Raw genomic sequence first — 20,738 nt, 5'->3', positions numbered from 1 at the left:
GCTTTATTACCTATTGGAGGATAGCATACAATTATGCTTAATATAGATACTTATCGGTATTTGAAAACTTTTTTGTTAATTGTATTATCAAGTATAATAGGTCTTTTTTCCGTATTAGTCGGGTATATAAATGAAGGAGTATTTGGAAAAGGGATTATTATTATCTTATTGAGTTGTATCAATGGTTCCATCCTATTACTTTATATGAGACAGAGATTAAAGAAAACCGCTGATATTATGGACTTTGGATTCATATTTTCCGGATTTTTTATAGTATACAACGTTTTTTTACTACTAAATGTTGGCGTTAGTTTTAGTCAACAAGGTTTAGTTAAGACCCAATATCCTATTAGTTTTGAAGCTGATATATATATTAAGGCCAGTTTATTAGTGTTTCTAGCGTGTTCAGGGTTATTAGTCGGAGAAACCATCTTTAAGCAGAGTAATGAAAAAAGATATGAAATAGAAAAAATTTTGTTTAACTCAGGTAACAATGTATATTATGTAAGTGGGGTTTTGCTATTTGTGATAGGTATCATTCTTTTATTCTTTGATTACAATAGAATAGGAGGATTTTTTTATGCATTGAAACTAGACCGGGGAGTTAGGATGGATTTACTCTCTCAAAGTAGGGGGAATTTACCTTACTCCTCTTTTATCTTTACTGGGTTAGCTTTAATAGCGTTTAGTCTTCGAAGACTGAGCATAAAAAGCTTTAAAAGTATTATTTTAATGGTTCTTTTAGCGGCTTGGTGCACATTGTTAATTATACAAGGAGATCGGCGTTTTTTGCTCTACTCGTTTTTGATTTTCTTTACTATATATTTTTATGGTAAAAAAATAAATATAAAAAGAGTGCTTTTCTCCTTGATACTATTATATGTTTTATTTTCCGTGTTTCAACAGGTTAGATATATGATCCCTCTGATTTTAAATAGTGAGGCTTCAATTAGTGACTTGGTCAACAAAGTGCGAAAAGACTTTAATATAGAATGGCTGTTGCCTGTATCGAACGAGGCTGCTGGTCCTTATTTTACTCTGCTTTGGCACTTAAAATTTGGTTTTTCCACCTTGTATGGTTACTCGTATGTGATGTCTATACCTAATATATTGCCTAGAAGTTTATATCCAGGTGAAAAACCTCTTACCATTGCGCAAGATTTTGCGAATTATATTCACGATGTTTATTATCCGTTTAGGAGCTCTATTATCGGATGGGGGTTTAGTCCGATAGCTGAAGCATACGTGAATTTTGGTGTAGCAGGTGTTTTTATCGTATTTTTATTATTATCCCTTTTGTTTAGAAAAATATCAGAAATTAAGCATAGAGCTAATGGCTATTGGATTATGATTGTGGGTTCGCTAATGCCTCAGGCTTTTAACCTAAACAGGATAAATTTTTCTTCTGTTGTGCAGGAGTCTGTAATTAATTTGTTTATTTTATTTTTCTCTGTATTCTTTATTCATATTGTATTAAACAACCGGTTTTATAAGAAGAAAAGGCGGATTACGTGATTGATATCCGATTTTACCATTTGTAAAAAGGAATGAGTGTAAGAAAATGAAAAGCATAAAGTTAATCCACCTCATCACCGGCCTCAACACGGGCGGAGCAGAGATGATGCTGTACCGGTTGTTGTCCAAAACCGACCGTAACAAGTTCGAGGTTTCCGTGATTTCGTTAACCGATGTCGGCCCGGTGGGGGAAAAGATTAAAGAATTAGATATTCCAGTCATTGGGTTGGGGATGAAACGAGGAGTCCCGAACCCGATTTTTTTGTTGAAATTGGCCAGCATCTTAAAAAAAGAAAAGCCCGATGTATTGCAAACATGGATGTATCATGCCAACTTGTTGGGCCTTTTGGCTGGGAGATTGGCAGGCGTTAAGAATATTATCTGGGGCATTCACCACAGCAACTTGGATCCCAAAATCGAGAAAAGACAAACGATTGCCGTGGCGAAATGGTGCGGTGTATTGTCTCGTTTCTCTAGCAAAATCATATGTTGTTCCCATGCCTCACTCCAATGTCACGAACAATTAGGGTATAGCAGGGACAAAATGATGGTCATCCCCAACGGCTTCGATATAGGATTGTTTCAACCGAATCGTCATTCCAAATCCTTATTGAAGGAGCTTTTCCTAGCGGATGATTGTTTGTTGGTCGGCCATGCGGCGCGTTGGCATGGCCAAAAAGATCATCCTACTTTAATCAAAGCGGCGAGATTCGTGGTGGAACAGCTCCCCAATGTCCATTTTGTGTTATGTGGAGATGGGGTCACGTACGAAAATGAAACATTGTCAGCTCTTATCAGACAGGAAGGAATCGAAAAACATGTCCATTTGCTGGGGAGAAGAAATGACATTCATACGTTAATGCCCCAATTTGACGTGTATGTTTCTTCTTCAAAAGGAGAAGCGTTCCCGATCGTATTGGGCGAAGCTATGGCTTGCGAAGTCCCGTGCGTCACGACAGACGTTGGGGATTCAGCTTATATTGTCGGTGATACAGGCTTTGTTGTGCCTCCTGAACATCCGCAAGCTCTAGCGGATGCCATCATACGATATCTTAGCCTCCCAGCTGAAGAGCGCAAACAGCTGGGAAAAAAGGCGAGACAGCGGGTGGAGGCGCATTTTGCGTTGGATTTAGTAGTGGAGAAGTACGAGGATGTTTATCAATCCTTGTTGTAAAATTCAGTGAAAAGGTGCGTCAGCGATGATAAAAGTCGCCCATGTTTGTACGTCGAGTTACAGTCATAAAATATTGGTTGACAAGTTAGCGTTATTAAACCAAAAAGGGTATGAGATTCACCTTGTTTCTTCTGAGGAAGGGTACAACGAAGCATTGATGCAGAACTACGATTTCAAACTGCATTTTATTCCGATGAATCGCCAAATTCATGTGTTCGATGATATGGTGTCTATTTTTCGAATGACCCAATTGTTCCGTAAAGAGAAGTATCAAATTGTTCATACTCATACAGCCAAGGCAGGGATCATCGGGCGTATGGCGGGGAGATTGGCTGGTGTCCCCGTTGTGGTTCATACAAGCCATGGGTTGCCTTTTTATGAGGGACAGGGCAGGCTTAAGTATTATACGTACCGCTTTCTTGAGACAATCGGCGCTTGGTTTTGTGACGCGATCGCCTCGCAAAATCGGGAAGATATGAAAAAAATCGAGGAATATGCTCCGCGCCAACGTGTGTATTATGAGGGGAACGGGGTGGATTTATCCAAGTTGGATGATCGAAATAACCATATAAGCTGTGAGCAGCTTACGGCCTTGAAAAATCGGTTAGGCATCCCAAATGATCAAAAAGTCATTTTGGTCGGGGCGCGATTTGAGCCTGTAAAGAATCACTTTTTTTTACTAAAAGGGATCAAGAGGGTCAAAGAACAGCACAGATCCGATTTTGTTTGCCTTTTAGCAGGAGAGGGACCGTTGAGAGAGCAAATTCAGCAGCAAATCAAAGACGATCACCTTTCGGATGTCGTCAAAATCATAGGATTTCAAACCGATATTTATCCTTATATTAAAATGGCGGATCTCATTGTGTTAACTTCTGAAAAGGAGGGCGTTCCCCGAATCATTATGGAAGCCATGGCGTTTTCTAAACCTGTCGTGGCTACGAATGTATTAGGGACGAGAGAATTGGTTGTGGATGGAGAAACAGGTGTGTTAGTGGAATACGAAGATGTGGAACAATTGGCTTCAAGCATCCATATGATGTTGAGTGATGAAAGAAAGAGAAAAGAGTTTGGAAATAACGGCCGGAGAAGGATTGAAGAGAGTTTTACGGAGGAAATCGTTGTGGAACGGATCGTGAGCATGTATCAACAGTTATGGCAAGTAAAGAAAACGGAGGCATCGATATGACCATTCTTGTCACAGGTGCAGCGGGGTTCATTGGAATGCATTTTTCGAAACGGCTTTTAGAAGAAGGATATGAAGTGGTCGGGATCGATAATTTGAACGATTATTACGATCCCAAGTTGAAAGAGGATCGTTTGTTAGAATTAAAGAAGTATAGCCGTTTTACGTTTGTTCAGCTTGATTTGGCGGATCGGGAGGGGCTTTTTGCGCTCTTTCGCAACTACGCATTTACGCATGTCGTTCACCTTGCCGCGCAGGCAGGGGTACGGTACAGCTTGCAAAATCCTTACGCTTATGTCGACTCGAATATCGTCGGGTTTGTCAACATCTTAGAGGCATGCCGCCATAATCCCGTCAACCATTTGATCTATGCTTCTTCAAGTTCGGTGTACGGAGCGAATGCGAAAATGCCGTTTTCGACAAGCGACAATGTCGATCATCCCGTGAGTTTATATGCGGCGACGAAGAAAGCGAATGAGCTCATGGCGCATACATACAGCCATTTGTACGGCATCCCGACGACCGGACTTCGTTTCTTTACGGTGTACGGACCATGGGGGCGCCCAGATATGGCGTATTTTTCGTTTACCAAAAACATTCTGGAAGGAAAGCCCATCAAAGTATTCAACCATGGAAATATGAAGCGCGATTTTACGTATATCGATGATATTGTTGAGGGAATGGCTCGTCTGTTGGATCGTCCGCCGCTTCCCAATGAACAGTGGGATCGTTTTCATCCAGATCCAAGTTCCAGTTATGCCCCGTATAAGATTTATAATATCGGCCATAACCAGCCTGTTAAACTGCTTGATTTTATCCAAACGTTGGAATCGCTGCTTGGCGTGGAGGCGAAAAAAGAATTTTTGCCCATGCAGCCAGGCGACGTGGAAGCGACGTATGCGGATATTGATGACTTGCATCAGGCTGTCGGCTTCCAGCCTTCCACGTCGATTCAGGATGGACTCAAGAGGTTTGTCGATTGGTATAAAGCGTACTATCAATAACCGCCAGTGCTTTTTCGAGGTGCTGGTTCTTTTGATTTGGAAGGGGAGCAAAAGTGAAAAAAATCGCTGTCGTGGGAACTGGATATGTAGGACTCGTCACTGGCGTTTGCCTTTCCGATATCGGCCATTATGTGACATGCGTCGATATTGACGAGCGAAAAGTGGAAAAGATGAAACAAGGGATTTCCCCGATTTACGAGCCTGGGTTGGACGAGTTGATGAAACGAAACATCGACCGAGGCCGCCTGCATTTTACGACCAGCCATGAAGAAGCGTTCCGTGATGCCGAGGTGATTTACATTGCCGTCGGCACGCCGCAGAAGGAGGACGGTTCGGCAGATTTGCGGTTTGTCGAGCAAGCGGCTAGGGACATTGCGGTGCATATCGAACGAGATGGAGTGGTGGTTGTCACGAAAAGCACCGTTCCGGTCGGGACGAATGAAAAAATCCGAGCGTGGATTCAGCAGCACCTTCGACGTCCTATCCGCTTTGATGTCGTATCCAACCCCGAGTTTTTGCGAGAGGGTTCGGCGATTTACGATACGTTCCATGGGGATCGTATCGTGATCGGGGCGGACAATGAGCGGGCGGCGGCGGTGATGGAGGAAGTGAACAAGCCGTTTGGCATTCCGATTTTTCATACGGACATTCATAGTGCGGAAATGATCAAATATGCTTCCAACGCCTTTTTAGCCACCAAAATCAGCTTTATCAATGAGATCGCAAATATTTGCGAAAAAGTCGGCGCCAATGTCGAGGATGTCGCATACGGCATGGGGCTTGATACGCGGATCGGTCCTCAGTTCTTGCGGGCGGGAATTGGCTATGGCGGTTCGTGTTTTCCAAAAGACACAAAAGCGCTAGTGCAAATTGCGGGGGATGTTGATCATCAATTTGAATTGTTAGAAGCGGTCATTAAGGTGAACAACAAGCAACAGCTTAAGCTGGTGGAAAAGGCGCGCAGCCGCTTCGGAAGTTTGCAGGGGAAAAAAGTGGCGCTGCTTGGGTTGGCATTTAAGCCGAATACCGATGATATGCGCGAGGCGGCTTCGATTGTCATTGCGCGAGAGCTATTGCGGGAAGGCGCCTCCGTTGCAGCGTATGATCCGGTGGCGATGGAAAACGCCAAACGGATCATCGGCGATGAGGTGGTGTATGCTTCGTCGGTTGAAGAGGCATTAACCGGCGCCGACTTGGCCATGATCATAACGGAGTGGGAGGAGATTAAGCAGCTTCCGCTTGAGTTGTACGCCAAATGCATGAAAACACCGATTGTGTTTGATGGGCGCAATTGTTATCTGTTGGAAGAAGTGAAAAAGCATTCGATTGAATATCATTCGATTGGTAGAGAAAGTGTTCTGACGAATATGGTGAGCATCTAGGAGGCTGGTGAAATACGACTGATTTCGCTGAACCCATTGTTTTCGGTCGAAAGAGAAGCGTTGATTTTGCAAGACTTCTCTATTTGAGAAAAAAGTCCATTTTCCGCGATTTTTCACTAAATCACCGGCCTTCTAGGGGACTGGTGAAAAACGACCAATTTCGCCGAATCCGTTGCTTTCGGATGAAAGAGAAGTGTTGATTTTACAGGACTTCCCAATTTGAGCGGAGGGTGTTTTTGCAACTTTTCACTAAATCACCGACCTTCTAGAATTATCTTTCGGTCAAAACGGAGGAGCAGACATGCCTATTTTAATCACCGGCGGCGCGGGTTATATCGGCAGCCATACGTGCGTGGAGCTGTTGCACGCAGGGTATGACATTGTCGTCGTCGATTCATTCACCAACAGCAAACCCGAAGCGTTGCGGCGAGTTCAAGAGATTGCGCAAAGGGATTTTCCGTATTACCAGGCTGATTTGTTGGAACGGGATGCGTTGGAATCCGTCTTCGCGAAGCATTCGATTGAGGCGGTCATTCATTTTGCCGGGTTGAAAGCGGTGGGGGAATCGGTGGCGGTTCCTCTTCTTTATTATCATAACAACATCACGGGGACATTGGTGCTGCTTGACGTCATGCGCCAATACGGGGTGAAGAACATCGTGTTCAGCTCGTCAGCGACGGTGTACGGCATGCCAGAGCGTGTGCCGATTAGGGAGGATTTTCCGCTGCGTCCGACGAATCCGTATGGACGGACGAAATGGATGATTGAGGAAATGTTGCGCGATCTCTATGTGTCCGATCCTTCTTGGAGCATCGCCCTTCTTCGTTATTTCAACCCGATCGGCGCCCATCCGAGCGGGCGGATCGGGGAAGACCCGAACGGCATTCCGAACAACTTGATGCCGTACATCACCCAAGTTGCCGTCGGAAAGCTGAAAGAATTGCGCGTGTTTGGCAACGATTACCCGACCATTGACGGCACAGGGGTGCGTGATTACATTCATGTCGTCGATTTGGCGATCGGGCATGTGAAGGCGTTGGAGAAGGTGCTGGCGGCAACGGGGGTGGAGGCGTACAATCTCGGCACGGGGCGGGGATACAGCGTCCTTGAGGTCGTGTCAGCGTTTGAACGAGCGACAGGGGTGAACATCCCGTACAAAATTGTGGATCGCCGCCCAGGGGATGTGGCAGTGTGCTACGCCGATCCGACGAAGGCGAAGAGGGAGCTTGGCTGGATCGCGGCACGGGGAATCGAAGACATGTGCCGCGATGCGTGGCGGTGGCAGTCGCAAAATCCGAATGGATATGAACGTGTCAAGGTATAGACCTTGCCATTGCGATGACAGAGGGGGGATCGTCTATTCTAAAGCGAGGGTTTGACTTCATCGTTGCGCTGATGGCGCTCATTGTGCTGTCGCCGATTATGGCGGCAACAGCCGTCCTTGTTCGTTGGAAGCTCGGATCTCCAGTGTTGTTCAAACAACAGCGCCCTGGGCTGCACGGCAAGCCGTTTTATTTGTATAAGTTTCGCACGATGACGGATGAACGGGATGAGAACGGAGAGCTGCTTCCCGATCATATGCGATTGACGCCGTTTGGACGGTTTTTGCGGAAGTATAGTTTGGATGAGTTGCCGCAGCTGTTGAATGTGTTGAAAGGGGATCTCAGCCTCGTTGGCCCGCGGCCGCTACTCATGGAATATTTAGAGCTGTACACACCAGAACAAGCCCGCCGCCACGAAGTGAAGCCGGGGATCACGGGTTGGGCGCAAGTAAACGGGCGCAATGCGATTTCGTGGGAAGAGAAGTTTCAGTTGGATGTTTGGTATGTGGATCATCAGTCGTTTTGGCTGGATGTGAAAATTCTTTTTTTGACCGTATGGAAAGTGCTGAAGTCTGAAGGGATTAACCATCAAGGACATGTGACGATGGAAAAGTTCACAGGTGTGAAAGAACAAAAGAGCGGATGATGACGATGAATCCAATTGTTGTGATCGGCCAAGGCGGCCATAGCAAAGTCGTTCAAGATATGATTGCCGCTGATGGACGCTATCAAATCGTTGCGATTTTAGATGACAAATACCAAGAAATGAATGAGCGGGACGGGATGGTGTACGGCCCCGTTTCCGTCGTTTCGGATCTAATTGATGAAGATCCGGATGTGAAACTGATCATTGCGATTGGAAACAACCGGGTGCGGGCTGATATCGTTGAGCGTATTCAAGTCGATCATGAACGATTTGCGACGATCATTCATCCTTCTGCTGTCATAAGTCCGTCCGCCCGAATCGGAGCGGGTACAGTCGTGATGCCGAATTGTGTAGTCAATGCTCATGCGGAAATCGGGAAGCATGTCATTATCAATACAGGAGCGATTGTAGAGCATGATAACCGCATCGGGGATTATGCCCATATTTCCCCTAATGCAACGTTGACCGGGAATGTGGTGATTGGAGAAGGTGCTCATGTCGGAGCGGCTGCTACGGTAATACCAGGAATTAGGATAGGGAGTTGGAGCTTGATTGGCGCGGGTTCGGTGGTGATCCGGGATATCCTCGATGGGAAGAAAGCGGTCGGATGCCCCGCGCGGTTGCTGGAATAGTTCATCGGAATATTGATTTTGGATAAGAGGATGAGAGAGAATGTCAAACAAACCACGAATCTACCTTTCCCCTCCCCACATGAGCGGGAACGAACAAAAGTACATCAATGAAGCGTTTGAAACAAATTGGATTGCGCCGCTTGGTCCGAATGTCGATGCGTTTGAAAAAGAGTTGGCGGAATATGTAGGTTCAAAAGGGGCGGCCGCAGTCAGTTCAGGGACGGCGGCGATTCATTTGGCGCTGCGGCTGCTTGGCGTTGGGCGGGGAGATGTGGTGTTTTGTTCCTCGCTGACGTTTGTGGCCAGCGCGAATCCGATTTTGTATCAAGGTGCCGAGCCTGTTTTCATTGATTCCGAACCAGAGACGTGGAATATGTCCCCACAGGCATTGGAGCGGGCGATGGAAGAGGCGAAGCGGGAAGGGAAGCTTCCGAAGACTGTGATTGTCGTAAATTTATACGGCCAAAGTGCGAAGATGGATGAGATTTTGGCGATTTGCGATCGCTACGGCGTGCCTGTTGTGGAAGATGCGGCGGAGTCGCTTGGTTCTGCCTATAAAGGGAAGAAGAGCGGGACGTTTGGGACGTTCGGCATTTATTCGTTTAACGGAAACAAGATTATTACGACCTCTGGCGGGGGGATGTTGGTTTCTGATGATGTCGATGCACTGCAACGAGCCCGCTTCTTGGCGACTCAGGCGCGTGACCCTGCCCCGCATTATCAGCACAGCGAGATGGGGTACAATTACCGCATGAGCAACATCGTCGCGGGGATCGGGCGGGCGCAGCTTCAGGTGCTGGACGAGCGGGTGAAGGCGCGGCGGGCGGTGTTTGACCGCTATGTGCAGGCGTTGGGGGATATCGAAGGCATTCATTTCATGCCTGAACTGGAAGGCACGATGTCCAACCGCTGGCTGACGGCGCTGACGATCGATCAGCAAGCGCTTGGCGTGACGCCGATGGAGATCATCAACGCGTTAGCGGCGGAGAATATCGAAGCCCGTCCGGTGTGGAAGCCGTTGCATTTGCAGCCGCTGTTTGCGGGGGTGCGGTATTATCCGCATGAGGAAGGATGGAGTGTGTCGGACGAGCTGTTTGCGAACGGCATTTGTCTGCCGTCGGGGTCGAGTATGACGGTTGAGCAGCAGCAACGCGTCATTGATGTCATCATGCATGTGCTGACATCATCATAGCCAATATGCCCCCTGTGATGATGTTGCAGGGGGATGTTTGATCGTTGGGGGGGTGAGGATCGATGGGGAAAAAGCATACACTTTCCAAAGCCGAGCAATTGAAACATATTTTGCTGGAAGCGTATCGGCATGGAGAAACGGTTGCTCACATGACCGCAAAAGATATGGTGCAACATTTGATTGAACAATTGAAACAAACGCGCATTATCTCCTCTTGAATGGGGGCGGGGCTGATGTTTGAAGCCAAACGAACACAACCGTTCTGCGCAGCCGTGGAACTTCAGGGCATAAAAAAGATGGCTTGTCAGTTTCGAACATTCGCTTTTCTAGTGAAGGGTATGGAGAACGAAACAGCGAAGGGAAAAGGTTTTTCCAAGGGATTTCCCCCTTCCCCGTGATGCGGGTGGGAGGGGATCAAATGTATTTCACCATCGCCGTTTCATCGCAACAGTCGAGTTTCGGGCAATTGACACAGTCAATCCACACTTTTTCCGGCAGTGTTGATTTGTCTACGATCTCAAACCCGCATTTTCGAAAAAACTCCACTTGGTACGTGAAGGAGATTAACCGCTTCACCCCGAGTCTGGCCGCTTCGTTCGCAATATGGTCAACGAGCAGGCGGCCGATTCCTTTCCCCATATGGTCAGGAGATACGACGAGCGAACGCACTTCCCCGAGATCGTGCCCTAGGATATGCAGCCCAGCGGTGCCGACGATTTGGCCGTTCTCCCTGGCGACATACATGCATTGTAAGTGCTGGTAGATGGACAGCAGCGAACGGGGCAACACCAATCCTTTTTCCGCATAGTGTTGGATGAGCGCGTGCATGTCTTTGACATCGCTCGTGACGGCATGGTCGATTTGCATTTGGATCCCTCGCGATCAATCGTCATTGTATGTTTATAAATATACAGCATTTTGTGTTTATATTCAACTACGGATTTTCGTTGGCTTGGGGATGTTTCTGCCAAACGTTGCGCGGCAGGAGGAACAAGAATGCCATTGTCGAAACAATAAAGTGGTTTGTTGGAAGCATGGGAGTAATGGATTTAATAGAACAGCAGTAATCATATGGATTGAATGGTGGAATATTCGTAAACTATTGAGTCGTATTGTGGTGTGTAGGAGGATTTTCTGTGAAACGAGGGGGAAGGACATGAGCACGATTACCACGTTTGACAGTACAGTCGAAAGTTTGCTTGATTTGCTTGAAAGCATTCAGGAATGCCGAACACAGCTTCCTGATTTTCAGAGAGGCTGGGTTTGGGATGACGAGCGGATTCGAAATCTGTTGATCAGTGTTTCTCTCTCTTATCCGATCGGTGCGGTGATGATGCTGCAGACGGGAAATCCGAATGTCCGTTTTGCCTCAAGGCCGATCGAAGGGGTCGATAACGTGAACCAAGTTGAGCCGGAACGGCTGATTCTTGACGGTCAACAGCGGCTGACGGCGTTGTTTCAATCATTGAAATTGAAAGCGCCTGTAGCGACAAGAGACAAGAGGGACAAGGCAATCAAACGGTTCTACTATATTGACATTGACAAAATGTTAGACCCGAACGTCGACCGGGAAGAGACGATCGTCAGTGTTCCGGAAGACCGGATCATTCGCGGGCCGGGAGGGAGAGTCGTTCTTGATTGTTCTGACTTGGAGAAAGAATGCGAAGCGGGAATGCTTCCGGTGAATTTGCTTTTCGATCCTGCGGGGTTGTTGGCGTGGCAGACGTGCTATTTTTCGGATCCAGCGAGGCTTGCGGAACGGTCGTTGAAATGGCAAAAGCTCATGATGGATGTATTTCCCCGTTTTCAGCAATATCAAGTGCCGGTCATTATGCTTCGGAAGCCGACTCCGAAAGAGGCGGTTTGCCAAGTGTTTGAAAATGTGAACACAGGGGGCGTCTCTCTGACCGTCTTCGAGCTTCTTACGGCTACGTTTGCGGCGGAAGATTTCAAGTTGAGGGATGATTGGGAAGAGAAGGAAGCGAAATTAAAGAGATCTGGAGAAATTTACAACAGAGTATTGGCCGATATCAGCAGCACCGATTTCCTGCAGGCAGTTGCGTTGTTGGCCACGTACAATCGACGAAAAGCGGGGGACGGCGTGGCGGTCAGCTGCAAGCGGCGCGACATCTTGCAGTTGACGTTGGCGGATTACCAAAGATGGGCGGATCGGGTGACGGAAGGGTTTATTCAGGCGGCTCAATTTTTGCATGAGCAGCATGTGTTTTCCGCGCGCGACTTGCCGTACGGCACCCAGTTGATTCCGCTGGCAGCCATTTTTGTCGAGCTGGGAAAAGAGGCGCATAATGTTTGTGTCCGTGACCGAATCGCCCGTTGGTATTGGTGCGGTGTGTTGGGCGAATTGTATGGAGGAGCGACGGAGACGCGGATTGCCCGTGACTTGGTGGAAGTCGTCGAATGGATTCGCGGAGGCGTTGAGCCGACGACGGTGCGGGATGCCCATTTCGCCGCTGACCGCCTCTTCACGCTGCGCACGCGGAACAGCGCCGCTTATAAAGGGTTGCACGCCTTGCTCATGAGGGAAGGGGCGCGGGATTTCTTATCTGGGGTGCCGATCGATATTCAGACGTATTATGGCGAGTCGATTGATATTCACCATATTTTCCCTCGTGACTATTGTGAAAAACGAGGGATTGAGAAAGCGAAGTACGATTGCATTATAAATAAAACCCCATTGTCCTATAAAACGAATCGGATGATTGGCCGTGATGCTCCAAGTGTATATTTGAAGAAATTGGAGAAGAGGAAAGGCGTTTCGGCAACGGTGTTGGATGACATCCTGCAAACGCATGTCATTGATGTGGCATCCATAAGAGCGGATGATTTTGACCAGTTTTTTGAAAAAAGAAGGCTGGCTCTGCTTGCGATGATCGAGCGGGTGATGGGTAAGAAAGTGGAGTGAGTGGGATGGGCGGATGTTGTAGGGGAGAGGTTTTGGTTTATATTTCAAGGAAAAGGACCTTTAGGACCTTTTTTGGCAAATGCCTTGGAACGACGTATCCGCGGGGAGATCAAAGGGGGAAAGCTTGATGGAAAAACAGGAACAGATACATTGGCTGCTGGACAGCAGACAAATGGAAATAGAATATTTAAAAGAAATCATAAGAAGTTTAGGCAATACGAAGGAGAGGCTTTTAGACATCATTACTAACCCTGGGAATTATGATGAACAAACGGTTCAACGAGCATGGGATCATTTGAAAATGATCGACCTAAGATTGTTGGGGGAAAGAGACTGGGTAAAAATACATAATGAGATGATCAACGTCAAGTGGGAATTGAAAAAGATCCGGAAATGGTGCCGCCAGCGGAAACGGGATCATGGTGATGGGAAATGAGAGCCCCTGTTTGTCAAATATGTATGGACAAAGGAGGGGAAACTGTTTATGGGTGAAGGAGAAACATCCTTCTTCTGATCTTTATGCATCTTTTGTTTTTCAAAAAGACGGCAGCCCCAAGGATAGGCTGCCGATTTCCGTGTTTACGCATTTGCTTCTGGAGACAGTTCAACAGCGACGCGGATGGCCTCGAGCATGCTTTGCTCGCCGGCTAAGTTTTTTCGGCAATGTCCAAGGCAGTGCCGTGGTCGACCGAGATGCGGATGATACCGTTCTTGAGGACGACGGTGAAGTTCTTGCTCGCTAAAAATGGCAGGCGAACGTATGTCAGTTCGAATGTACTGTTTTTTGATTGCTTGCTGAGGTAGCCGAAGCTTGCCTCTGCGGTATGGTTTTTCCTAAAAAGAAGGTGACAATGCCTGCCAATGCGAGAGACAAGGCTAAGAAATAAAAGCCTGCATGGTGGTTCCCTGTTAGGTCTTTGAGTACACCAAAGAATTTTGGTCCGTTGTAACCACCAAGGTTGCCGATGGCGTTTTGCAAGCCCATGGCTGCACCGGCTACTTCAGCAGGAATAATGGCTGTCGGGATCGCCCAGAGCGGCCCGTATGGTGCATATACGCCGATTGCTGTGATGGATAAGAGAATCATTTTTAACAGAGGTGTTTCTACAAACTGTCCCATTATCATAGCGCAAGCTGCTACAAACAACGGGATGACGACGTGTTGTGTGCGGTTCATGCGCCGATCCGACCAAGATGAGTTCACAATCATGCCAACGAGCGCGCATGTGAACGGAATGGCGGTCAACCACCCCATGACAGATGAATCGTCGGTGAACTCACTGACAACGCTAGGCACCCACATCGTATAACCGTAAAATCCAGTCATCCAGAGGAAGTACATGATGACAAGTCCCCAAACGGCTTTGTTTTTAAATGCAGCCGCATATCCTTGAGATTTGGCGGATTGGCTTTGTTCAGCAGTCAAGGCGTGCAATAATTGCTGTTTTTCGTTCTCATCCATCCATTTAGCTTCAGTTGGACGGTCTTTAATCATCGCATACCATACAAACGCCCAAACAATGGGTGGGATGCCTTCCAAAATGAGCACTGTCTTCCAGCTGAAATGCTTCAATAAAATGCCTGTGATTGGCGCCATGAGGATGGCGGAAACAGGCAAGCAAGCCATCCAAAATGCGTTAGCCCGCGCTCGTTCTTGAAGGGTAAACCAGTTGGCGAGCAATACGAGAACCGCTGGCCAAACCCCTCCTTCAGCTACGCCTAGCAAGAATCGAACGAGTTTTAGCTGTCCCTCGGTTTGAACAAAACCAGAGGCCATAGCGGCCAATCCCCAAAGGATCATCAAGATAAAAATAAACTTTTTGGCTGACCATTTTGTGGCTAAGATGCCCCCAGGGATTTGCAATAATAAATATCCAATGAAGAAGATTCCAGCGATATCTCCAGCTGCAGAAGAAGAAATATTTAAATCTTCCTGTATATAAGGCATCAACACACCTATGTTAATACGATCCATATACGCAAGCATGTACATGATAAAGGCGACAGGAATGATTCTTGCCCATTTTGATTTCATCGTACTCCCCCATTTTACATGAAGATTTTTTCGCAACCGCTTTCAAATAGCGTGTGATGGAAAGCAATACAGACAAAACTACTGCCCGATTGCTTTCGGTCAGCTGGACGGTTTATGCTGTTTGTAAGGAGCGAAACCGTCCAGCGTATTTAGCGGCCACTTTAATGCATTCTTCCATACTTATGCTGCTTGCAATGCCTTTTCCTGCGATGTCGAACGCGGTTCCGTGGTCAACGGATGTGCGTAAAAATGGAAGTCCATTGGTAATCGAAATGGTTCTTTCAAAATCGGCCATCTTTGCGGCGATATGACCTTGGTCATGATAAAGGGAAAGAACGGCATCATAGCGTCCGTTTAAAGCATGATGGAATACTGAATCGGCAGGAACAGGGCCAATCGCGTTGATTCCCTTTTCTTGCGCCATTTGAATGCCTGGGAGAATCTCATCGATTTCTTCCCTTCCAAACAGCCCATTTTCTCCACCATGTGGGTTTAATGCGGCAACGGCGATTTTCCGATTTTCTACTCCCAAGCGTTGTAGGGCTTGATCACAACGAATGAGATAGTCGCAAACTCTTTTTTTTGTCATGGCAGCGATGGCATCTTTCAAGGACAGATGTCTCGTTAAGAAGAAAATGCGCATATTTCTTACTTCAAACATCGTCAGCGGATCATCGGTGTTGGTCAAAGCAGCTAAAATCTCTGTATGGCCGATAAAAGGAACATTGGCAGCTTTCAGCGACTCTTTATTGATCGGTGTGGTTGCTAAAGCTGATACGCTTCCATTCAATGCCAAACGAACAGCCGTTTCAATATATTCATAGGCTGCCTTGCCACATTGTGCTTGGACTTTTCCCATTTCAAGGGTGTCCACATTTACATTGTTCAGTGAAATAACATCAATCGTTCCGTGTTCATACTTCCCTTCGATCTTCTGTGTCGAAGGAAGCGAAGATCGACGGAGATGGGAAACATTGATCAATCGATTGCATGAACATTGACCCGAGTTCGACAGTTTTGAGGTCATTTTAGGCAAATGGAAATGACCAAAATGCTGTTATATCAAGGGTTTCGTAATGCGGATCCTAGGAAAAAACGCCGAATTTCATAGGCACACGATTTATTAATTTTTTCTTTTAAAAATAAAGTTTATACGTTATAATATAGGCATGTACATACGACGAGTCACACGCAAAAACAAGAATGGAACAACCGTTGCTTATCTCCAGCTTGCTCACAATGAATGGGATCCAAAGGCCAAATATGCGAAAGCGAAGGTGATTTATTCATTCGGGCGCGAAGATGAAGTGGATCGCGCCGTCTTGGAACGTCTGGCCAAAAGCATTTCGCGATTCCTTTCTCCTGAGCAGGCTTGGGAAGTCGAAACGTTGACAGGAGAAGCTTCCGATGACTTTCAATTCCAGTCATGCAAACACCTCGGCGGCGTTTGGCTCTTGGATCAGCTCTGGAGACAACTGGGGTTGGGAGAGATTCTCCACTCCTTGTTTACCTCCCGACATCACCAGATTTCGCTGGAACGGCTGATTTTTGCCATGGTGGCCAATCGCACCCTTCATCCGTCAAGCAAGTTGGCGATGGAGGAGTGGGTGGAGAAAGACGTGTATATCCCTCACCTTCCTCAAGTCGCCAGCCACCAGTTGTACCGGGCGATGGATGAGCTGATGGCCGTACAGCCGGAATTGGAGCGCCAAGTGTTCCATGCCGTGGCCGATTTATTGAATTTGGAAGTCGACTTGATTTACTTCGATACGACTTCGTCGTACTTCGAAGTGGATCCCTCTGAAACACCGGAAGGAGAATCGCTTCGAAAACAAGGATTCTCGAAAGACAAACGCCCAGACTTGGTTCAAATCGTCATTGGGCTGGCTGTCACCCGGGAAGGAATCCCGATTCGCGCTTGGGTATGGCCTGGCAATACCATGGACATGACGGTCATCAAACAGGTGAAACAAGACTTGATTGGCTGGAAGCTTGGACGTGTGATCAGCGTCATGGACCGCGGCTTTTCCTCTGAAGAGAATTTGCGAATCTTGCAACAGGCCGGGGGACACTACATTGTCGGCGAAAAAATGCGATCCGGCAAAGCCGCCGTCGAAGAGGCCTTAAGCCGTCGCGGACGTTATCATGAAGTGGACGAGAATTTGCACATCAAAGAAATCATCGTGGGCGACGGAGAAGCGCGTCAGCGCTATGTTCTCGTGTACAATCCCAGCGAAGCCGAACGCCAACGCAAGGAGCGAGAAAAGCTGCTCGAATCGCTGAAAGAGGAGTTAGAAGGGCTTCGCCAACTCCCAAACGAAGCCCATCATAAGGCGACCTGCCGGTTGCGTTCCCATCCGTCCTACGGAAAATACTTGCGCCAGTTGAAGGACGGAACCCTTCGCATCGACAAGCAAGCGGTTCGTGACGCGGAAAAGTACGACGGCAAATATCTCATCCGGACATCCGATGACACCTTGTCTGCCGAAGATGTCGCCATCGGGTATAAGCAGCTGGTGGATATTGAGCAGGCCTTCCGAACATTGAAGTCTACATTGGAATTGCGACCTATGTATCATCGCTTGGAAGACCGCATTCGGGCGCATGTGCTACTCAGTTGGCTTGCTCTCTTGTTAGTTCGGATCGTGGAGATCCGAACCCATGAATCGTGGCCGAAAGTAAGGGATGAATGTGAGCGTCTTATGCTTGGACATTTTTCTTCCAAAAACGGCGACCTTTATCAACGAACCGAACTGACGGCCAAACAGGCTCAATTCTTTGCGGCTCTAGGGCTGGAGCCTCCTCCGAAGATCCTAGGCATCCATCCTCGCGCCTAGATACACGCCCAAAGTGTGCCCAAATGTCTCTCGTCCCTTTTGCCTCAAGGGGCGAGAGGCATTTTGTTTGCCTAGTGACTGTCGAACTCGGGATTGAAATGGGCAAGAAAATCAGTGATTGATATATTGCTGAAAAGAGAAAATGCCATTGCGTTTGACCCACCTTAATAAAGAGAAATGTTTAAGCAGCAATTTGCTAAATCAGGCTGCTGTTTTTTGTGATAATATTCTAAATAAAGAAGGGAGGAGTATAGAATGAGAGAAGAAGAGTTTCGAAGATTCTTAATGAACGACAGCAATATAAAAAGCAAAGTGAAAGCAGTTCATTCAAGAGTAGCAAAGGCTTTAAGGGTCGAACGAGAGCTGAACGTCAATTTAGATGATATTGTGAAAAATGATGAAGCCATGTATCATTTGTTGCTGCAAATTCAAGAAAGGCTTAATGATAAGCTATACCATAATGCTTATCAAAATGCGGTGCGAAAATATTATTTGTACCCGTGGTGCTAGATAAAACTCAGACAAGCATAAAAATAGCCCTTGCTGGCGGATCTCCAGTAGAATGAAAGTGTCACCCAACATTCGAAAGGAGAGATCCCCCATGCAAGAGCACTTTCATTTTCCTACAGATCGAGCCAAACTTCAAAAACAATATGCCGCTATTTTCTGTTTTGTTTCTGCTCAACTGTCGTTGATTCAAATGTATCTTCATCGCCGCAACCGTCACTTGGTCAAGCAAAAAGACGAAGTGGTCATGGCGGTTCACCTTTTGGGGAAGCTGCTGGGCTTTTCTTCTGAACGAGCCTGGCATCGCTTTGTCACGGGAAATTTGTTCACAAACGGCTCGTTTCTTGAACGCTCCCGATACAACCGCCGCTGCCGAGCGCTTGGCTTCGCGGTCAAATGGATTCGTCATGAACTAGCCAAACGTGGCCAACACCATGCTTATGCCGTTGTTGACAGTTTGCCTCTTCCGTTGTGCCATCCCGCGAGAATGCAGCGCGTCAAGCGATTTCGAGGGATCGCGGATATGGGGTATTGTGCTTCCAAAAAGCAATGGTACTACGGTTTCAAGCTGCATCTTCAAGTGACCAATCAAGGGCTGGCCATGGGCTATGTCGTGACGGAAGCGTCCTGCCACGACGTCAAAGCGGCTGAAACGGTGATGACTCAAATCCCTCATCCTGACAACTTTGGAGACAAAGGGTACATCAGCCGCGCTCTTCGAGAAAAGCTGTATGAAGAACACCAAGCCGCGTTCTGGACACCGTCTCGACACAATCAAAAGCACGGCCCATCCAAGGCATGGGAAGAATGGATCAGGAAAAAACGCAAAGTCATCGAGACGGTGTTTTCGATTCTCGTGGACCAATACCGGATCACCGACATTCGGGCGAATTCCATTGCCGGGTTTGAAGTGGCACTCGATGGCATCTTGGTGGCTTATTCCCTGGTCACACTAGGGCTGGTTGAGCGCTGACGCTCAACTAGCACCACGGGTTATTTGTTTGTGAACGGAAAGGAGTTTCCGAGATTAAGGCGATATTAACAAGATGCAGTCAGAGTTTGCGGTGCATGTAAGTCCTGGCATGAGATGACGGAGGGGAGCAGGACACTGTTTGAGTAAAGTGGTTTCACTCATGGACATAGAAAGTGGAACGTCACGAGGATGGAAAGCGCCGTCCGTATTTGGTGTTAACGGATGAGGCTCGCCAGCAACTGGAAAGTGACCAGTAGCGGGGTGACGTGTGTTCGCATGGCTGTTTCGCTCTTGTTTGCTTTGGGCGCTGAGATCAGTTACGGGGAAAAAGAGCCGCACAGTGGCGGCTCTTTGACGTTATGAGGAGGGCGTCTGATGGTTGTCCATTTCCTTTGCAAGGTCGGCGACTTCGGCGACGGTCAGGCCGGTCCGTTTCGCCACTTCGTGGATGGGCAAGACATCAAGGAAGTTTTTGGCGATTTCAATGGCTTTCTGTTTTTCGGCTTGCTTAACCGCTTGCTCTTTTTCCTGCATCACTTTCTTCAACATTTCTTCTCTTTCTTGTTCAAGTTCTTCGACTAACAGGCGAAACACTTTGTTCATTTTGATCCACTCCTTTACTTTTTCGGCATATGGCCGATCGATGAATTTGTCTGTGGCGGTCAGAACGCCGGCGATAATGTGCAGCTGTTTCGGTTCGTCGCCGATTGTTTTGGCCAGTTCGATCGTTTTTTCGATCATCGTTTGCCGGTCGAAGCGGGTGTGCATGAGCGGCACGAGGATGAGTTTCATCGTTTCTTCCGGAGTGAGCGGTTCGCCGTTGTGGACTTTTTCTTCAATGGCATGGAAAATCGCATCGCCGTTGAATTCGCCAAGCAGCACCGCTTTGGATGAAAGAAACACATCGCCGGCGTCAAGTTGTTCGCGGGCACTCGTGACATCGCTTGTGTAAATAACCACAATGCGAACCGGATGGATTCGTTTTTCCTGTTGATAGTATGTGTGAAGGATGCGGCAGGCATAATCAAGATACTTTAAATGGTTGTCGAGAAATCGGTCGTTGCTTTCGTACTCCAGAAGCAAAATGGAATCGTCTTCGAGAAGAAACACAGTGTCGGCGCGCCGTTCATCCGCCCGTACAGACGGAAATTCGGTTGGAAGCAGTGCTTTGATCCGCGGGAGTCCGTGAAGTCCGTATACATCGAGGGCTTGGTTTTGGTACAATGCGCTCAGCGACTTGAACAAAATGTCTTTGGCGTGATGCGAGATCTCGCCTGGCATCGTCTCCACTCCATTCGCTTTTTATCTCAATTATACTACTTGCCCGATCGGTTGTCAGCTGCCATCGTGAGCGGGTGTGAGTAAAATATTTGTGGGTGACATTCCGAAATGATCCCCGACGAGGGTTGCGAA

At 47.4% G+C, this 20,738-nt stretch carries 20 protein-coding genes and 1 pseudogene; 17 read left to right on the top strand and 4 right to left on the bottom strand.

All coding sequences use genetic code 11. The features are described from left to right. The first annotated feature begins 33 nt into the window (after positions 1–33). From GC56T3_RS17190 to GC56T3_RS19790, 11 genes are all read left to right on the top strand, one after another. Complete coding sequence (locus GC56T3_RS17190; protein WP_013146571.1) at positions 34–1,515, top strand: O-antigen polymerase; 1,482 nt, start codon at positions 34–36, stop codon at positions 1,513–1,515. A gap of 46 nt (positions 1,516–1,561) precedes the next feature. After that, positions 1,562–2,689, top strand: a complete 1,128-nt coding sequence (locus GC56T3_RS17185; RefSeq protein ID WP_013146570.1) for a glycosyltransferase — start codon at positions 1,562–1,564, stop codon at positions 2,687–2,689. 25 nt (positions 2,690–2,714) lie between these two features. Beyond that, positions 2,715–3,875, top strand: a complete 1,161-nt coding sequence (locus GC56T3_RS17180; protein ID WP_013146569.1) for a glycosyltransferase family 4 protein — start codon at positions 2,715–2,717, stop codon at positions 3,873–3,875. Beyond that, on the top strand, positions 3,872–4,876 hold the full coding sequence (locus GC56T3_RS17175; protein WP_013146568.1) for an NAD-dependent epimerase: 1,005 nt from the start codon (positions 3,872–3,874) through the stop codon (positions 4,874–4,876). Before GC56T3_RS17180 ends, GC56T3_RS17175 begins: the two co-directional genes overlap by 4 nt. A 53-nt stretch (positions 4,877–4,929) precedes the next feature. Then, entirely contained in the window at positions 4,930–6,258 is a 1,329-nt protein-coding gene (locus GC56T3_RS17170; protein ID WP_013146567.1) for a UDP-glucose/GDP-mannose dehydrogenase family protein, read from the top strand. Positions 6,259–6,559: 301 nt separating this feature from the next. Next, positions 6,560–7,582, top strand: coding sequence for a UDP-glucose 4-epimerase GalE (gene galE, locus GC56T3_RS17165; protein ID WP_013146566.1), 1,023 nt, complete (start codon positions 6,560–6,562; stop codon positions 7,580–7,582). Between the two features lie 14 nt (positions 7,583–7,596). Next, complete coding sequence (locus GC56T3_RS17160; RefSeq protein WP_013146565.1) at positions 7,597–8,226, top strand: sugar transferase; 630 nt, start codon at positions 7,597–7,599, stop codon at positions 8,224–8,226. After that, complete coding sequence (locus GC56T3_RS17155; protein WP_013146564.1) at positions 8,226–8,858, top strand: acetyltransferase; 633 nt, start codon at positions 8,226–8,228, stop codon at positions 8,856–8,858. The genes GC56T3_RS17160 and GC56T3_RS17155 overlap by 1 nt, the downstream gene beginning before the upstream one ends. A 40-nt stretch (positions 8,859–8,898) precedes the next feature. Continuing rightward, positions 8,899–10,050: a DegT/DnrJ/EryC1/StrS aminotransferase family protein gene (locus GC56T3_RS17150; RefSeq protein ID WP_013146563.1), complete on the top strand. Its 1,152-nt coding sequence runs from the start codon at positions 8,899–8,901 to the stop codon at positions 10,048–10,050. A 62-nt stretch (positions 10,051–10,112) separates the two neighbouring features. Then, positions 10,113–10,268 (top strand): hypothetical protein, encoded by a 156-nt coding sequence (locus GC56T3_RS19795; RefSeq protein ID WP_013146562.1) that lies wholly within the window; start codon positions 10,113–10,115, stop codon positions 10,266–10,268. A gap of 15 nt (positions 10,269–10,283) precedes the next feature. Beyond that, positions 10,284–10,448 carry a hypothetical protein gene (locus GC56T3_RS19790; protein ID WP_193568247.1) on the top strand — a complete coding sequence of 55 codons (165 nt, stop codon included), beginning with the start codon at positions 10,284–10,286 and terminating at the stop codon, positions 10,446–10,448. Between the two features lie 16 nt (positions 10,449–10,464). On the opposite strand, the gene GC56T3_RS17145 is transcribed toward GC56T3_RS19790, so the two are convergent. Further along, a complete protein-coding gene (locus GC56T3_RS17145) occupies positions 10,465–10,917 on the bottom strand; it encodes an N-acetyltransferase (RefSeq protein ID WP_013146561.1) in 453 nt (150 codons plus the stop codon). A 289-nt stretch (positions 10,918–11,206) separates the two neighbouring features. On the opposite strand from GC56T3_RS17145, the gene GC56T3_RS17140 reads away from it, so the two are divergent. The 3 genes from GC56T3_RS17140 to GC56T3_RS20360 all read left to right on the top strand — a co-directional run bounded on the left by GC56T3_RS17140 (position 11,207) and on the right by GC56T3_RS20360 (position 13,716). Then, the gene (locus GC56T3_RS17140) at positions 11,207–12,973 is read left to right on the top strand and encodes a DUF262 domain-containing protein (protein WP_013146560.1); all 1,767 of its coding nucleotides are present in this window, start codon (positions 11,207–11,209) and stop codon (positions 12,971–12,973) included. A gap of 127 nt (positions 12,974–13,100) precedes the next feature. Continuing rightward, complete coding sequence (locus tag GC56T3_RS19785; protein ID WP_013146559.1) at positions 13,101–13,409, top strand: hypothetical protein; 309 nt, start codon at positions 13,101–13,103, stop codon at positions 13,407–13,409. A 52-nt stretch (positions 13,410–13,461) separates the two neighbouring features. Beyond that, on the top strand, positions 13,462–13,716 hold the full coding sequence (locus GC56T3_RS20360) for a hypothetical protein (RefSeq protein ID WP_041468602.1): 255 nt from the start codon (positions 13,462–13,464) through the stop codon (positions 13,714–13,716). A 20-nt stretch (positions 13,717–13,736) separates the two neighbouring features. On the opposite strand, the gene GC56T3_RS17125 is transcribed toward GC56T3_RS20360, so the two are convergent. Beyond that, the gene (locus tag GC56T3_RS17125) at positions 13,737–15,008 is read right to left on the bottom strand and encodes an MFS transporter (protein WP_013146558.1); all 1,272 of its coding nucleotides are present in this window, start codon (positions 15,006–15,008) and stop codon (positions 13,737–13,739) included. Positions 15,009–15,120: 112 nt separating this feature from the next. Then, positions 15,121–15,936: pseudogene (pdxA, locus tag GC56T3_RS17120) on the bottom strand (4-hydroxythreonine-4-phosphate dehydrogenase PdxA); the annotation flags it as partial. A gap of 241 nt (positions 15,937–16,177) precedes the next feature. Here pdxA and GC56T3_RS17115 point away from each other — a divergent pair. The 3 genes from GC56T3_RS17115 (at position 16,178) to GC56T3_RS17105 (ending at position 19,325) form a co-directional block, all read left to right on the top strand. Further along, the gene (locus GC56T3_RS17115; protein ID WP_041468600.1) at positions 16,178–17,845 is read left to right on the top strand and encodes an IS1634 family transposase; all 1,668 of its coding nucleotides are present in this window, start codon (positions 16,178–16,180) and stop codon (positions 17,843–17,845) included. Positions 17,846–18,100: 255 nt separating this feature from the next. Further along, positions 18,101–18,355, top strand: a complete 255-nt coding sequence (locus tag GC56T3_RS17110; protein ID WP_013146557.1) for a hypothetical protein — start codon at positions 18,101–18,103, stop codon at positions 18,353–18,355. A 91-nt stretch (positions 18,356–18,446) separates the two neighbouring features. Next, positions 18,447–19,325 (top strand): IS982 family transposase, encoded by an 879-nt coding sequence (locus tag GC56T3_RS17105; protein WP_041468599.1) that lies wholly within the window; start codon positions 18,447–18,449, stop codon positions 19,323–19,325. A 357-nt stretch (positions 19,326–19,682) separates the two neighbouring features. Here GC56T3_RS17105 and GC56T3_RS17100 read toward each other — a convergent pair whose 3' ends face one another. Beyond that, on the bottom strand, positions 19,683–20,606 hold the full coding sequence (locus GC56T3_RS17100; RefSeq protein ID WP_013146556.1) for a hypothetical protein: 924 nt from the start codon (positions 20,604–20,606) through the stop codon (positions 19,683–19,685). Between the last annotated feature and the right edge of the window lie 132 nt (positions 20,607–20,738).

The organism is Geobacillus sp. C56-T3 (assembly GCF_000092445.1).
Taxonomy (GTDB): Bacteria; Bacillota; Bacilli; order Bacillales; family Anoxybacillaceae; genus Geobacillus; species Geobacillus thermoleovorans.
This window is presented reverse-complemented; position numbering and strand designations above follow the sequence as displayed.